Here is a 13393-nt window from a genome sequence, read left to right on the forward strand (position 1 = left end):
CCACAGTTTCATGGGCCGCCCCCCCCCCCCCCGGCGCCGGGGCGGCCCCCCCCCCCCCCCCCCCCCCCCCCCCCCCCCCGCCGCCCCCCCCCCCCCGGGGCCCCCCGCCGCTGTCGTGTCGGGACAATCCGTTACCACGTTCCATCGGCCGCTCATGGGTAATTCATAGGAATAGCGGAACCGATAGCCGGAATACCGGGAAAAGTGCTGGCCGCACGTCCTGTCGGCCCGTCAGGGACGGGGCCGCGACACGGTCACTCGTTGGGGTGATTTATCCGTCGGCCATGACCTGATTGGCCCTGAGCGCGTTGTCTCCGGTGCGGGCATGCGGCCCGTGAGGATTTCCGGAAGGCAGGAAAGCGTATGAACAGGGTTGCCCAGAAGGGACTCGTCACCGCCATGGTCGCCGGCGGTCTGTTGGCGGGCGCCGGGTATGCCCAGGCCGATTCGGCCGCCCAGGGTGACACCACCGGATCGCCCGGTGTCCTGTCGGGCAATTCGGTGGAAGTGCCCGTCTCCATTCCGGTGAATGTATGCGGAAATACGATCAATGTGATCGGTTTGCTGAATCCGGTGACGGGCAACGCCTGCGCCAACACCTCCGCTCCGGCTGCCACGCACTCCTCCCCCGGCGCCAGGCCGGGACGGCACGCGGGCGCACCGGCCGATGAGCGCGCCGTCCCCGCCGGGACGAACTCGGGCTCGGGCGGCGGCGCACACGCGGCGGGCGGCACCCGTAACTCGCCCGGCCTGCTGTCGGGCAACAGCATCCGGCTGCCGATCGACGTGCCCGTCAACATCACCGGCAACAGCGTCAATGTCGTCGGGATCGGCAACCCCTCCACCGGCAACACCTCGACGAACGGCTCGACCCCGCCGGTCGTGAAGCCCACTCCGGTGCCGACCACCCCGCCCGCCCCGGCCCACACTCCGGTGCCCGCGCCGCCGAACGTCGAGGACCCCGCGGCCCCGACGCTGGCGCACACCGGTGCGGACGGCCTGCCGTACACCGCCGGTGGCAGCGCCGCCCTGCTGCTCGGCGGCGTCGTGCTCTACCGCCGTTTCCGGCCCGGACGCGGCTGAACCGGCAGCGGTGCGAGGTCCGGGGCCGCTTCCGGCGTCTTGGACGCCGCCGGGGCCTCCGGCGGCGGCGCGGCCTTGCCGTCCAGTGCCCGCTGGGCGTTGAAGTGGGCGCCGACCAGCAGGGCCAGGTTGGAGAACCACAGCCACACCAGGAAGACCACGGTGCCGGCCAGCGGGCCGTAGAGCCGGTTGTACGTGCCCGCGCGGGCGGTGTACGCGGCGAATCCGACCGAGGTCAGCAGCCACAGCAGGACGGCGAGGGCGCCGCCGGGGGCCATCGCGCGCAGGCCGCGGGTGCCGCGGGGACCTGAGCGGAAGAGCACCAGGACCAGCGCGGCGGCCAGCACCAGCAGCAAGGGCCAGCGCAACACCCGCCAGGCGGTGATCACGGGGGTGTTCATGTGCGGCAGCTCCCCTATCCGGTGGGCGACCTCGCCGCTGACCACCAGGCTGCTGGCGCTGCACACCAGCAGGACGAGCAGCGCCACCGAGGTGATCACGATGCGCGGCGCGGTGCGCCAGGCGGGGCGGTGGTCGGTCACCCGGTACATCGAGTGCAGGGCGCGCCGGAAGACGCTGGAGTAGCTGCACGCCGACCAGACGGCGCCCGCGCTGCCGATGATCACCAGGGAGAGGGTCGCGGACCGGTCGTCGGCCATGTCCTGGAGCGCGGAGGCGACGATCGGCCGGGACGCGGTCGGGAGCAGGGAGGTGACCTCGGAGGCCAGCTGATTCTCCGAGGCACCGCCCGCCAGGCCCAGCACCGACACGGTGACCAGCAGCGCGGGGAAGAGCGCGAGCACCGCGTAGTACGTGAGGGCCGCCGCCCGCTCCGTGGCGTCCTCCTCCCATGCCGCCCCTATGGCGCGGCCGAGGGCCCGGATGGCGCGGAAGGTCGCGACGGTCTTCGGCAGCCGTCTTCTGTCAGCCGGCCGCGTGCCGCGGACCGCGCTGTCCTCAGTGGTCAAAAGTGCCCCTCACAGCGTCGAGCGGTAGGCGACCTGTGGCCCGCAGTGACGTATGCCCGGTGCCGGTCCACCCATGTGCGCCTTTCCGGGTACTGCCCGCCGCGGGGTCGCGGCACCTATCGTCGGCAGCGAACAGTGGCCGAACGCTGGGCACACGACGAAGGGAAGGACCGGACATGGCACAGGAAGTCCGCGCAGTGATCGCACCGGGCAAGGGCGAGCCGGTACGGGTGGACACGGTGGTGGTGCCGGATCCGGGGCCGGGCGAGGCGGTGGTGCGGATCCAGGCGTGCGGGGTCTGCCACACCGATCTGCACTACCGGGAGGGCGCGATCAACGACGACTTCCCGTTCCTGCTCGGGCACGAGGCCGCCGGCGTGGTCGAGACCGTCGGCGACGGCGTCACCGAGGTCGCGCCGGGCGACTTCGTGATCCTCAACTGGCGGGCCGTGTGCGGCCGGTGCCGCGCGTGTCTGCGCGGGCGCCCCTGGTACTGCTTCGACACCCACAACGCGAAGCAGAAGATGACGCTCAAGGACGGCACCGAGCTGTCGCCCGCGCTGGGCATCGGCGCCTTCGCGGAGAAGACGCTGGTCGCGGCCGGGCAGTGCACGAAGGTCGACCCGGCGGTGTCGGCGTCGGTGGCCGGGCTGCTCGGCTGCGGGGTGATGGCCGGGATCGGCGCGGCGCTCAACACCGGGAACGTGGGCCGCGGCGACTCGGTCGCGGTCATCGGCTGCGGCGGCGTCGGCGACGCGGCCGTGGTGGGATCGCGGCTGGCCGGTGCGGCCAGGATCATCGCCGTCGACATCGACGACCGCAAGCTCGCCACGGCGTCCGCGATGGGCGCCACGCACACCGTCAACTCCCGTGACCGCGACGCCGTGGAGGCGATCCGCGAGCTGACCGGCGGGAACGGCGCCGACGTCGTGATCGACGCGGTCGGCCGCCCGGAGACGTACAAGCAGGCGTTCTACGCGCGCGATCTGGCCGGGACGGTGGTCCTGGTGGGGGTGCCGAGTCCGGAGATGACGCTGGAGCTGCCGCTGTTGGACGTGTTCGGCCGCGGCGGCGCGCTGAAGTCGTCGTGGTACGGCGACTGCCTGCCGTCGCGGGACTTCCCGATGCTGATCGACCTGCATCTCCAGGGGCGCCTGGACCTGGGCGCGTTCGTCACGGAGACCATCGCGCTGGACGAGGTGGAGGCGGCGTTCGCGCGGATGTCCGAGGGCGACGTATTGCGTTCGGTCGTGGTGCTGTAGCGGCTCTAAGGTGAAGGCGGGCGCATGCGCGATGAGGCGCATGCGCGCACCTGTACTGCGAAGACGTCATTTCGAGGAGCCTTCAATGGCGCTGCCGCAAGGCACGCTCAGCCACCGCTACCGCGGCGAACACCCCGTCCGTACCCTCCTCTACCTCTTCGAACCCGACCGTCGCCGGGTCGGGTTCGCCGTACTCGCCTTTTTCGCCAAGCACACCCCCGTCTGGCTGCTGCCGCTCATCACGGCCAACGTGGTCGACGTCGTCGTGCAGCACCGGCCGATATCGGTGCTGTGGTGGAACTCGGCCGTCCTGCTGGTGATCCTCAGCCTCAACCTCCCGCTGCACCTGGCGTACGTGCGCTGCATGCAGGGCTCGATCCGCAGGACCGGCACCCGGCTGCGCACCGCGATCTGCCAGCGGATGCAGCAGCTCTCCATCGGCTACCACTCCCGTGTCAGCGCCGGCGTGCTCCAGGCCAAGGTGATCAGGGACGTCGAGACCATCGAGACGGCGGCGCAGCAGACCGCCGACAACGGTCTGGCCGCGATCGCCACCCTGAGCGGCGGCCTGGTGGTGATCGGCGTCCAGGCGCCCGCCTTCCTGCCGGTCTATCTGATCGTGGTGCCCGCCTCCGCGATGCTGGTGGTGCGGCTGCGCCGCCGGTTGCGGCACGACAACGAGTCCTTCCGCCAGCAGGTGGAGCAACTGTCCTCGCGGGTCAGCGAGATGACGACCCTGATCCCCATCACCCGTGCGCACGGCCTGGAGAACACCGCGCTGCACCGGGTGGACCGCACGCTGGGCGAGGTACTGCACGCGGGGCTGCGGCTCGACCGGCTCAACGGCTGGTTCGGCTCGCTGGCCTGGATCCTGCTCAACGCGATCGGTGTGGCCTGCCTGGCGGGCTCGGCGCTGGTCGCCTACTACGGCTGGCTGAACGTTTCGGCGGGCACCGTGGTGATGCTCAGCGCGTACTTCTCCAGCCTCACCGGGTCGGTGACCACGCTGCTGACGCTGACCCCGCAGATCGGCAAGGGCCTGGAGTCGGTCCGCTCGATCGGCGAGGTGCTCCAGGCGCCCGACCTGGAGCAGAACGACGGCAAGGCCGAAGTAAAGGGCGTGGTGGGGCACTTCGAGTTCCGCGGGGTCGGCCACACCTATCCCGAGAGCGACCGGCCCTCGCTGGTCGACTTCGATCTGGACGTGCGGCCGGGCGAGACGGTCGCCCTGGTGGGCGGTTCCGGCGCGGGCAAGTCGACCGTGCTCAATCTGGTGATCGGCTTCCTGCGGCCGACGCATGGGCGGATTCTGCTCGACGGCGTCGACATGGAGGATCTGGACCTGCGCGACTACCGGACCTGGCTGTCGGTGGTGGCGCAGGACTCGATCCTGTTCGAGGGCACCGTCCGCGACAACGTCACCTACGGCATGACCGATGTGCCGGAGGAGAGGGTCAGGGCGGCGCTGCGGGACGCCAACGCGCTGGAGTTCATCGACCGGATGACCCACGGTCTCGACACCGTCGTCGGTGAGCGGGGCGCCCGGCTCTCCGGCGGGCAGAAGCAGCGGCTGGCCATCGCCCGCGCGCTGATCCGCGACCCGCGCGTGCTGGTCCTGGACGAGGCGACGTCCGCGCTCGACTCCCGCTCGGAGGCGCTGGTCCAGCAGGCGCTGACCCGGCTGGTGCGCGGCCGTACGGTCTTCGTGGTGGCCCACCGGCTGTCCACGATCCGCAACGCCGACCGTATCGTCGTCCTGGACGAGGGCCGTATCGCGGAAGTCGGACCGCACGCCGAGCTGGTGCGCGGCGGCGGCGCGTACGCCGGTCTCCAGGCCGCCCAACTGGCCTGAGCCGCCCGCGCGTCGAAGGGCCTGTCGTCCCTCACCCGACGGAGCGGAGCACGCGCTCCGGTGTCGCTCCGTCGGGTGGAGGGCGCGGCCGTCAGCCGTTCAGCGCACGGGCGACGATGGCCTGTGCCTCCTCCTGGACGGTGGCGAGGTGGTCGTCGCCGAGGAAGGACTCGGCGTAGACCTTGTAGACGTCCTCCGTCCCCGAGGGCCGCGCGGCGAACCAGGCGTTGTCGGTGCTGACCTTGATGCCGCCCAGGGCCGCGTTGTTGCCGGGGGCGTGGGTGAGCACGGAGGTGACGGGGTCTCCGGCGAGTTCGGCGGCGGGCACCTGCTTGGGCGAGAGCTCGGCGAGTACGGCCTTCTCCTCGCGGGTCGCGGGCGCGTCGATCCGCGCGTAGGAGGGGGCGCCGAAGCGCTCCGTGAGGTCCGCGTAGTGCTCGGACGGGGTGCGGCCGGTGACGGCGGTGATCTCGGCGGCCAGCAGTGCCAGCAGGATGCCGTCCTTGTCGGTGGTCCACACCGAGCCGTCGCGCCGCAGGAAGGACGCGCCCGCCGACTCCTCGCCGCCGAAGGCCAGGGTGCCGCCGAGCAGCCCGTCCACGAACCACTTGAAGCCGACCGGGACTTCGGTCAGCGGACGGCCGAGGTCGGCCACCACCTTGTCGATCATCGAGGACGACACCAGCGTCTTGCCGATCGCCAGGTCGGGCCGCCACTGCTCGCGGTGCCGCGACAGATAGGAGATGGCGACGGCCAGGTAGTGGTTGGGGTTCATCAGGCCGCCGTCGGGCGTGACGATGCCGTGCCGGTCGGCGTCCGCGTCGTTGCCGGTGGCGATGCGGTACTCGTCCTTGCGGGCGATCAGCGACGCCATCGCGTACGGCGACGAGCAGTCCATCCGGATCTTGCCGTCCCAGTCGAGCGTCATGAAGCGCCAGGTGGGGTCGGCGACCGGGTTCACCACGGTCAGGTCGAGGCCGTGCCATTCGGCGATCCGGCCCCAGTACTGGACCGACGCGCCGCCCAGCGGGTCCGCGCCGATCGTGACGCCCTCGCGCCGTACGGTCTCCAGGTCGAGCACCGACGGCAGGTCGTCCACGTAGCGGCCGAGGAAGTCGTAGCGCCCGGTGGTGTCGGCGGCGAGCGCCCGGGTGTACGGGACGCGGCGCACGCCCTTGAGGCCGTCGGCGATCAGCTCGTTGGCCCGGTCCTGGATCCAGCCGGTGGCGTCGGAGGCGGCGGGACCGCCGCTCGGCGGGTTGTACTTGAAGCCGCCGTCCGCGGGCGGGTTGTGCGAGGGGGTGACGACCACGCCGTCGGCGATGTGGGTGGTACGGCCCCTGTTGTACGACAGGATCGCGTGCGAGACGGCCGGGGTGGGCGTCCAGCCGTCGCTCTCGTCGATCAGCACCGAGACCTCGTTGGCGGCGAAGACCTCGAGCGCGGTGACCCGCGCGGGCTCGGACAGCGCGTGCGTATCGGCGCCGAGGAAGAGCGGTCCCGTGGTGCCCTGCGCGGTGCGGTAGTCGCAGATCGCCTGGCTGGTGGCGGCGATGTGGTCCTCGTTGAACGCGGTGTTCAGCGACGAGCCGCGGTGCCCCGAGGTGCCGAACGCCACCCGCTGGCCGGTCTCGCCGGGGTCCGGGTGCAGCGCGTAGTAGGCCGTGATCAGGCGGGGTACGTCCACCAGGTCGTCCGGCCGTGCCGGTGTTCCGGCGCGCTCGTGCGGCATCCGCGTCTCCTTCGCTGCGTCATCGGTCGGGCCTGCCCTGACCATTCTTACCCCCGATGCGCGCCGGTGATCAGCGGGCGCGGTCGCGGTCGCGTGGCGGGCACGGTCGGGGATGCGCGGCGGGCGCGGTCGCGGGTGCGCGGCGGGCGTGGTCGCGGGTGGGCGGCGGGCGTGGTTTTCACGGTTGCCGCGGCGCGGGGCCGCGACACTCACGCCTCGGCTCCCGGCGCTCTATGGTGACGGTCATGAGTAATCCGGAGCCGCCCGCCGAGGGTGTGCGGCTCTCCTCGGCGACCGGGCGCTGGGTGCTGGCCTGCTCGGTGCTCGGCTCGGGCATGGCGATGCTGGACGGCACCATCGTCAACATCGCGCTCCCCCGGATCGGGGAGGGCCTCGGCGCGACCCTGGCGGCGCTCCAGTGGACCGTCAACGGCTATCTGCTGACGCTCGCCGGGCTGATCCTGCTCGGCGGCGGCCTCGGTGACCGGTACGGGCGCAGGAAGGTCTTCGTCATCGGCGTCGTCTGGTTCGCGCTGGCGTCCGCGCTGTGCGGCGCGGCGCCCGACAGCGGCGTGCTGATCGCGGCGCGGGCGCTCCAGGGCGTGGGCGGGGCGCTGCTGACGCCCGGTTCGCTCGCCCTGGTGCAGTCCACGTACCGCCCGCAGGACCGCGCGAAGGCGGTCGGCGCCTGGTCGGGCCTCGGCGGCGTGGCGGGCGCGATCGGCCCGTTCCTCGGCGGCTATCTGGTGGACGGTCCCGGTTGGCGGTGGATCTTCCTGATCAATCTGCCGCTGGCGGCGGTCGTGGTGGCCATCGCCGTCCGGCACGTGCCGGAGAGCCGCGACCGTACGGCGAGCGGGAGCTTCGACATCCTGGGCGCGGTACTGGCCGCGCTCTGCCTCGCGGGCGTCACCTACGCGCTGATCAGCGCGTCCGGTCACCCCTCCCCCGTCGCGGTCGCCGTGCCCGCGGCGGCGGGTCTGGCGTGCGGCTGGGCCTTCCTGCGCACCGAGCGGCGCCGCCCGTCCCCGATGCTGCCGCTGTCGGTCTTCGCCTCGAAGCTGTTCACCTCGATGAATCTGGTGACGCTCTGTCTGTACGCGGCCATCGGCGGGGTGTTCTTCGTGCTGCCGGTGCAGCTCCAGATCGCCGCCGGGTACAGCGCGCTGCGCGCCGGTCTCGCGACGCTGCCGGTGACCGTCCTGATGCTGCTGCTGTCCGCGCCCGCGGGCGCGCTCGCCCAGCGGATCGGGCCGCGCTGGCCGCTGACGGTCGGTCCGCTGGTCACCGCGTGCGGCCTGCTGCTGCTCACCCGCGTGTCGCCGGACACCTCCTCGTACGTCGTCGACGTGCTGCCCGCCGTCGTCGTCCAGGGGCTCGGCATGTGCCTGTTCGTGGCGCCGCTCACCGCGACCGTGCTGGCCTCGGTGGAGGTCGACCACGCGGGGGTGGCCAGCGGGGTGAACAACGCGGCGGCCCGCGTGGCGCAACTGCTGATCGTCGCGGCCCTCCCCCTGGCCGTCGGCCTGTCCGACCACGCCTACCGGTCGCCGCACGCGGTGAACTCGGCGTTCGGGAAGGCGATGCTGATCTGTGCGGGCCTGTGCGCCGTCGCCGCGCTGCTGGCCGCGGTGCTGGTGCCGTCGGGTGCGCTGCGCGAGGACGGGGCGAAGGGGCCGCTCGCGCAGCCGGAGTGCGCGCCGCACTGCGGTGTGCTGGCGCCCCCGGTCGAGCCGGGCCGGCCCGAGCGGCCCGGACAGCCGGAACAGCCCGCCTGAGAGGCGAGGGCAGGCTGTAAAGGCCAAACCGCCGGGGCCAGTCCGTCAGGGAAAGACCGCCGGGGTCAATCCGGCGGGGTCCGTTCGGTGAGGAGCAGTTCCAGGACGGGGAGCGCCGCGTCCAGCGTCGCGCGCTGCTCGTCGGTGAGCCACGCCATCCTCCGGGCGAGCAGTGCCGCCCGCTCGCGGCGGATGCGCTCCAGCAGGGCGCGCCCTTCCGGGGTGATGCTGACGAGCCAGGAGCGGCCGTCGGAGGGGTCGGCCTCCTTGCCGATCAGTCCGGCCTCCGACAGCGGCCTGACCGTACGGGTCAGGGAGGGGGCGGCGACCTGTTCGCGGGCGGCGAGTTCACCGAGCCGGATGGGGCCGAACTGCCCGATCCTGGCGAGCGCGGAGAGCTGCGCGTACGTCAGGTTGAGGTCGTCGGCGGACGCCTGGGCGAGCTGGCGGTAGAGCCGGGCCACGATCAGCGCGACCGCGGCCGGAGTGGCGCCCCCGCGCCCGTCGGTGTGGTCCATGGCGGGGGGCGCCTCCTCGGTCGGTTCGGTTACTCCTGCGGGGCGTGGGCCGCGCGGACGGCGCGGCTGCGGATCAGTGACGCGCCCGCCGCGACCAAGGACATCACGATGGCCAGGGCGAACACCACCACGAGGCCGTCGTGGAACGGCCCGGAAATCAGGTGCGGGAAGAATTCACGGCCGGTGAGCGTGTGCTGGTTGGCCGTCGGGAGCTTGCCGAGCAGGTCGGGGCCGAGCAGGTGCTGGATCGGGTTGTAGCCGAGGAAGGCCGCGAAGAGCGTGCCGACCGGCGGCAGATTGGCGATCTCGTGCGCGTTCGCCCCCGGCACGCCCTGGGCGACCAGGCCGCTGCTGAGGGTGCCGGGCAGCGAGCGGGCGAGTCCGGCGACCATGAGCGAGAAGAACACGCCGATGGAGAGCACCATGCCCGCGTTCTGGAAGGTGGCGCGCATGCCGGAGGCGGCGCCGCGGGCCTCGGCGGGCACGCTCGCCATGATGATCGAGGTGTTCGGCGCCGCGAACAGACCGCCGCCGACCCCGTTGAGGAAGATCAGGAACGCGAAGGCCAGATAGTTGAAGTCGGTGGGGAGCAGCAGCAGTCCCGCGAAGGACGCGGCCATCACCACGAATCCGGCGGCGGCGAAGAGCCTGGCGCCGTACCGGTCGGAGAAGTAGCCCGCGATGGGCCCGGAGACCAGGAATCCGACGGTGAGCGGCAGCAGGAAGATACCGGCCCACAGCGGGGTGTCGACGTAGTCGTAGCCGTGCAGGGGCAGCCAGATGCCCTGGAGCCAGATGATCAGCATGAACTGGAGGCCGCCGCGGGCGATGGAGCCGAGCAGGGTGGCCGCGTTGCCGCCCGCGAAGGCCACGTTGCGGAACAGGCCGAGCGGGAACATCGGCTCGCGCACCTTGGCCTCGACGAGGCAGAAGACGGCGAGCATCGCGACGCCGCCGATCAGGCCCGCGAGTACCCAGGGGTTCGTCCAGCCCATGGTGTGGCCGCCGTAGGGCTGGATGCCGTAGGTGATGCCCGCGAGCAGCGCGGTCAAGCCGACGGCGAAGGTGACGTTGCCCCACCAGTCGACTCTGGCCTTGCGGCGGACGCCGGTCTCGTGGAGCGAGCGGTAGGCCCAGACGGTGCCGATCAGGCCGATCGGGACGTTGACCCAGAAGATCGAGCGCCAGTCCCACTCGGAGAGCAGGCCGCCGAGGACCAGGCCGATGAAGGATCCGGCGATGCCCGCGACCATGTTCACGCCGAGCGCCATGCCGCGCTGGCGGGCCGGGAAGGCGTCGGTGATGATCGCGGCCGAGTTGGCCATCAGCATCGAGCCGCCGACGGCCTGGGCGACGCGCCAGCCGATCAGCCAGAGCGCGCCGCCGCCGCCCTGCATCGGGTCCAGGGAGAGGATCACCGAGGTGACGGTGAAGATCAGGAAGCCGGAGTTGTAGATCTTGACCCGGCCGAGGATGTCCCCGAGCCGGCCGAGGGTGACCACGAGGACCGCCGTGACCAGCATGTATCCCATCAGCATCCAGAGCAGATAGCTGACGTTGCCGGGCTGGAGGGGGTCGAGGTGGATACCGGTGAAGATCGCGGGGAGCGAGATCAGCACGATCGAGGAGTTGATCGTGGCGATCAGCATGCCGAGCGTGGTGTTCGACAGTGCCACCCACTTGTAGCGCGGATGGTCGGCCGCTATGCGCGGTGGCCTCCGTTGTATTCGTGCCGCTGGCTCTTCGGCCGTCTTCTCGCTCGCCAACCCTCACACCCCACAGGTCGCGCAGGTACTTAACTTAGGTTAAGTAACTCTAACACCGAAGGGTGAACGGCCGACGCCGACGCCGTCACCGCCTGCGCATCAGCAGCCCCCGCAGATACGCCGCCTGCCCGGCGTGCTGGAGGTCGTCGGAGACGACGCTGATCAGGCGTACGCCCAGGGTCACCGGCGGATTCCAGCGCTTGTCCACGACGCGGTCGAGGTCGTCGTCGGTCAGCTCCCGCACATGGCGGACGGTGTTCTCGTATACAGCGTCGTGGTAGCCGGTGAGCAGGTCGGCGGAGCTCACCCGGACGGCGGCGACGTCGTCCGGCCCGTCGCCGTAGCCGATCGCCCCGGCGGGGAAGGGCAGGTCGAAGCGGGCGTCCCAGCCCTGCGCGGTCCAGGCCTGCTCGGTGCCCGCGACCTCGGCGACATGGTCGTCCTGGACGCGGGTCAGGTGCCAGATCAGCCAGCCGACGCTGTTGGCGCCCTCGTCCACGCGGAAGGCCAGCTCTTCGGCGGTGAGGCCGTCCACGGCGTCGTGGACCACTTCCTGGATCCGGCCGAAGGCGTCGGCCAGCAGTTCCGTGCTGTTCATCAGGGCTCCTCGTGAAGGATCGACAGCGGGCCACCGATGACAAGCGGCGGCGCCCCCTACTCCTTCCCGCCCCGCGCACATACTCCGCAATATCTCCGCACCGCAGATTTTTTACGTATCCACGTCGATTGTTTGCGACGAGCCCGTAAGATCACTGCGGTACAGCGCACCGGTCCCGGGCGGGTGACATCGTCCCCGCCCGGGACCGGTCGATTCGCCTGTCCGCTCAGCTAGCGCTCAGCGGACGCGCGGGTCACGAAGGCAGCGTCCACTGCTGGTTCGCGCCGCCCGCGCAGGTCCAGATCTGGAGCCGGGTGCCGTTGGCGGAGCTGGGCCCGGTCGCGTCCAGGCACTTGCCCGAGCCGGTGTTGACCAGGGTGCTGCCGCTGCGGGTCCACTTCTGGGCGGCCGTGCCGTTGCAGTCGTAGAGCTGCACCTGGCTGCCGTTGGCGGTGCCCGCCGCGGCCACGTCCATGCACTTGCCGAGCGCCTGGAGCGAGTTGTCGCTGCCGACCGTCCAGTTCTGCGCGGTGGTGCCGTTGCAGTCGTAGAGCTGGACCGCCGCGCCGTTGGCGCTGCTCGCGGAGGCCACGTCCACGCACTTGTTGGCGTAACCGGACCGGATCGGCCCGGTGGCGCCGCCGGTGGGCGGCGGAGTGGTGCCGCCGCCGGTGATGGCGTTGAAGATGCTGGAGAACTGGTACTGCGACTGGGGTGTGCCGCTGCACGAGTCCGACAACTGGCCGTTGGTGGCGCATGCCTTGTCCCGGCCGAGCGACCAGAAGGACAGCTCCTGGATGCCGTTGTTCTTCGCGAAGGTCTCCAGCGACTGCGCGTTGGCGGTCGAGAAGACCTCGTTGGTCGAGTCGTTCACCCCGATCATGGGGGTGTTGCCCTCCATCGCCCAGAGCTGCGCGGAGGTCTTGGTGTTCCAGATGGCGCCGAGCTGGCTGTGCAGCGCGGTGGCCGCGCTGATGGCCGCCTGGCCCATGTCCATCGACGGCCCGTAGTCCATCGTCATGATGTTGACGAGGTTGACGTTGAGGCCGTTGCTCTTGGCGTTGTTCAGCAGGCTGAGCGAGTTGGACTCCAGGCCCGTGGGGTTGACCGGGAGCGTGTAGTCGATGTCGAGCTTCTTGCCGGCCGCCGCGTACTCCTGCTGGAGCTGCGCGAGGGCCTGGTTGCGCCGGTCGTTGGCGGTGGTGTTGTTGAGCGCGCCGCCCTCGATGTCGAAGTCGAGGCGGGTCAGGTTGAGTCCGTCGATCACGCGCTTGTACTGGGTCTTGAGCGCGGCGACCGACGTACAGGAGATGCCGATCTCGGTGCCGCCCGCGCCGCCGAAGGAGGCGATGACATCGCCGCCGCCGGACCGCAGGGTGTTGATGGCCGACGTCCAGCTCGCGTCGGTGACCGAGGTACTGCCGTTGAAGGTGGCGTTGCAGCCGCCGCCGTCGATGACGAACGCGAGGGTGAAGTACTTCAGCCCGGTGGCGTTCTTCACCGCCGCCAGCGCCGACGGGGAGTTCCAGACCTCGGCGTAGGGCGCCGCGTACTGCGCGGGGAAGCCGGGGCCCGGATTGGCCGCGGCCTGCGCCGGAGCGCCCGCGGCCAGCAGCAGTCCCGCCGCGAGTGCGGGGACGGCGGCGAGTGCGGTCAGCGCCTTGAGCCGAATGCGCGGTCTGTTCATGGGGGGAGACCTTCCGGTAGCGGACAGCCGGACCCGCGCACCCGGATCGGTTCTGATCCGTGAACGGCGGACTCCGACATGACTGAGGGCGCATCGGCGAAGGTAGGACTAGACCAATGCCACGTCAAGCCCTCACGTTCACCAACTGA

10 protein-coding genes are annotated in these 13393 nt (G+C 71.2%); 4 read left to right on the top strand and 6 right to left on the bottom strand.

The genetic code is table 11. The features are described from left to right. The first annotated feature begins 363 nt into the window (after positions 1-363). Complete coding sequence (locus ACIO6U_RS25800; RefSeq protein WP_391050741.1) at positions 364-1083, top strand: chaplin family protein; 720 nt, start codon at positions 364-366, stop codon at positions 1081-1083. On the opposite strand, the gene ACIO6U_RS25805 is transcribed toward ACIO6U_RS25800, so the two are convergent. After that, entirely contained in the window at positions 1053-2051 is a 999-nt protein-coding gene (locus tag ACIO6U_RS25805; RefSeq protein WP_401722650.1) for a YihY/virulence factor BrkB family protein, read from the bottom strand. The genes ACIO6U_RS25800 and ACIO6U_RS25805 overlap by 31 nt on opposite strands. Before the next feature lie 176 nt (positions 2052-2227). On the opposite strand from ACIO6U_RS25805, the gene ACIO6U_RS25810 reads away from it, so the two are divergent. Both ACIO6U_RS25810 and ACIO6U_RS25815 read left to right on the top strand, forming a co-directional pair. Continuing rightward, positions 2228-3313 carry an S-(hydroxymethyl)mycothiol dehydrogenase gene (locus ACIO6U_RS25810; RefSeq protein WP_355347666.1) on the top strand — a complete coding sequence of 362 codons (1086 nt, stop codon included), beginning with the start codon at positions 2228-2230 and terminating at the stop codon, positions 3311-3313. An 85-nt stretch (positions 3314-3398) separates the two neighbouring features. Beyond that, positions 3399-5165, top strand: a complete 1767-nt coding sequence (locus ACIO6U_RS25815; RefSeq protein WP_401722654.1) for an ABC transporter ATP-binding protein — start codon at positions 3399-3401, stop codon at positions 5163-5165. Positions 5166-5256: 91 nt separating this feature from the next. Here the strand turns inward: ACIO6U_RS25815 and pgm are convergent, their stop codons facing one another. After that, on the bottom strand, positions 5257-6897 hold the full coding sequence (gene pgm, locus ACIO6U_RS25820) for a phosphoglucomutase (alpha-D-glucose-1,6-bisphosphate-dependent) (RefSeq protein ID WP_401722657.1): 1641 nt from the start codon (positions 6895-6897) through the stop codon (positions 5257-5259). Positions 6898-7142: 245 nt separating this feature from the next. On the opposite strand from pgm, the gene ACIO6U_RS25825 reads away from it, so the two are divergent. Beyond that, entirely contained in the window at positions 7143-8675 is a 1533-nt protein-coding gene (locus ACIO6U_RS25825) for an MFS transporter (protein WP_401722660.1), read from the top strand. A gap of 65 nt (positions 8676-8740) precedes the next feature. Here the strand turns inward: ACIO6U_RS25825 and ACIO6U_RS25830 are convergent, their stop codons facing one another. From ACIO6U_RS25830 to ACIO6U_RS25845, 4 genes are all read right to left on the bottom strand, one after another. Further along, entirely contained in the window at positions 8741-9193 is a 453-nt protein-coding gene (locus ACIO6U_RS25830; protein WP_355347678.1) for a MarR family transcriptional regulator, read from the bottom strand. A 29-nt stretch (positions 9194-9222) separates the two neighbouring features. Next, positions 9223-10842: an MFS transporter gene (locus tag ACIO6U_RS25835; protein WP_401722766.1), complete on the bottom strand. Its 1620-nt coding sequence runs from the start codon at positions 10840-10842 to the stop codon at positions 9223-9225. A 202-nt stretch (positions 10843-11044) separates the two neighbouring features. After that, the gene (locus ACIO6U_RS25840; RefSeq protein ID WP_401722665.1) at positions 11045-11557 is read right to left on the bottom strand and encodes a DUF664 domain-containing protein; all 513 of its coding nucleotides are present in this window, start codon (positions 11555-11557) and stop codon (positions 11045-11047) included. Between the two features lie 253 nt (positions 11558-11810). Continuing rightward, positions 11811-13244, bottom strand: coding sequence for a ricin-type beta-trefoil lectin domain protein (locus ACIO6U_RS25845; protein WP_355347684.1), 1434 nt, complete (start codon positions 13242-13244; stop codon positions 11811-11813). Between the last annotated feature and the right edge of the window lie 149 nt (positions 13245-13393).

This window comes from Streptomyces sp. NPDC087422 (assembly GCF_044744145.1).
In the GTDB taxonomy this organism is placed as follows: Bacteria; Actinomycetota; Actinomycetes; order Streptomycetales; family Streptomycetaceae; genus Actinacidiphila.

Bases quoted from the DNA above. Each gene is read 5' to 3' on its own strand.
- ACIO6U_RS25800 (WP_391050741.1), top strand. From the start codon at position 364: ATGAACAGGGTTGCCCAGAAGGGACTCGTCACCGCCATGGTCGCCGGC.
- ACIO6U_RS25810 (WP_355347666.1), top strand. From the start codon at position 2,228: ATGGCACAGGAAGTCCGCGCAGTGATCGCACCGGGCAAGGGCGAGCCG.
- ACIO6U_RS25815 (WP_401722654.1), top strand. From the start codon at position 3,399: ATGGCGCTGCCGCAAGGCACGCTCAGCCACCGCTACCGCGGCGAACAC.
- pgm (WP_401722657.1), bottom strand. From the start codon at position 6,897: ATGCCGCACGAGCGCGCCGGAACACCGGCACGGCCGGACGACCTGGTG.
- ACIO6U_RS25825 (WP_401722660.1), top strand. From the start codon at position 7,143: ATGAGTAATCCGGAGCCGCCCGCCGAGGGTGTGCGGCTCTCCTCGGCG.
- ACIO6U_RS25830 (WP_355347678.1), bottom strand. From the start codon at position 9,193: ATGGACCACACCGACGGGCGCGGGGGCGCCACTCCGGCCGCGGTCGCG.
- ACIO6U_RS25835 (WP_401722766.1), bottom strand. From the start codon at position 10,842: ATGCTGATCGCCACGATCAACTCCTCGATCGTGCTGATCTCGCTCCCC.
- ACIO6U_RS25840 (WP_401722665.1), bottom strand. From the start codon at position 11,557: ATGAACAGCACGGAACTGCTGGCCGACGCCTTCGGCCGGATCCAGGAA.
- ACIO6U_RS25845 (WP_355347684.1), bottom strand. From the start codon at position 13,244: ATGAACAGACCGCGCATTCGGCTCAAGGCGCTGACCGCACTCGCCGCC.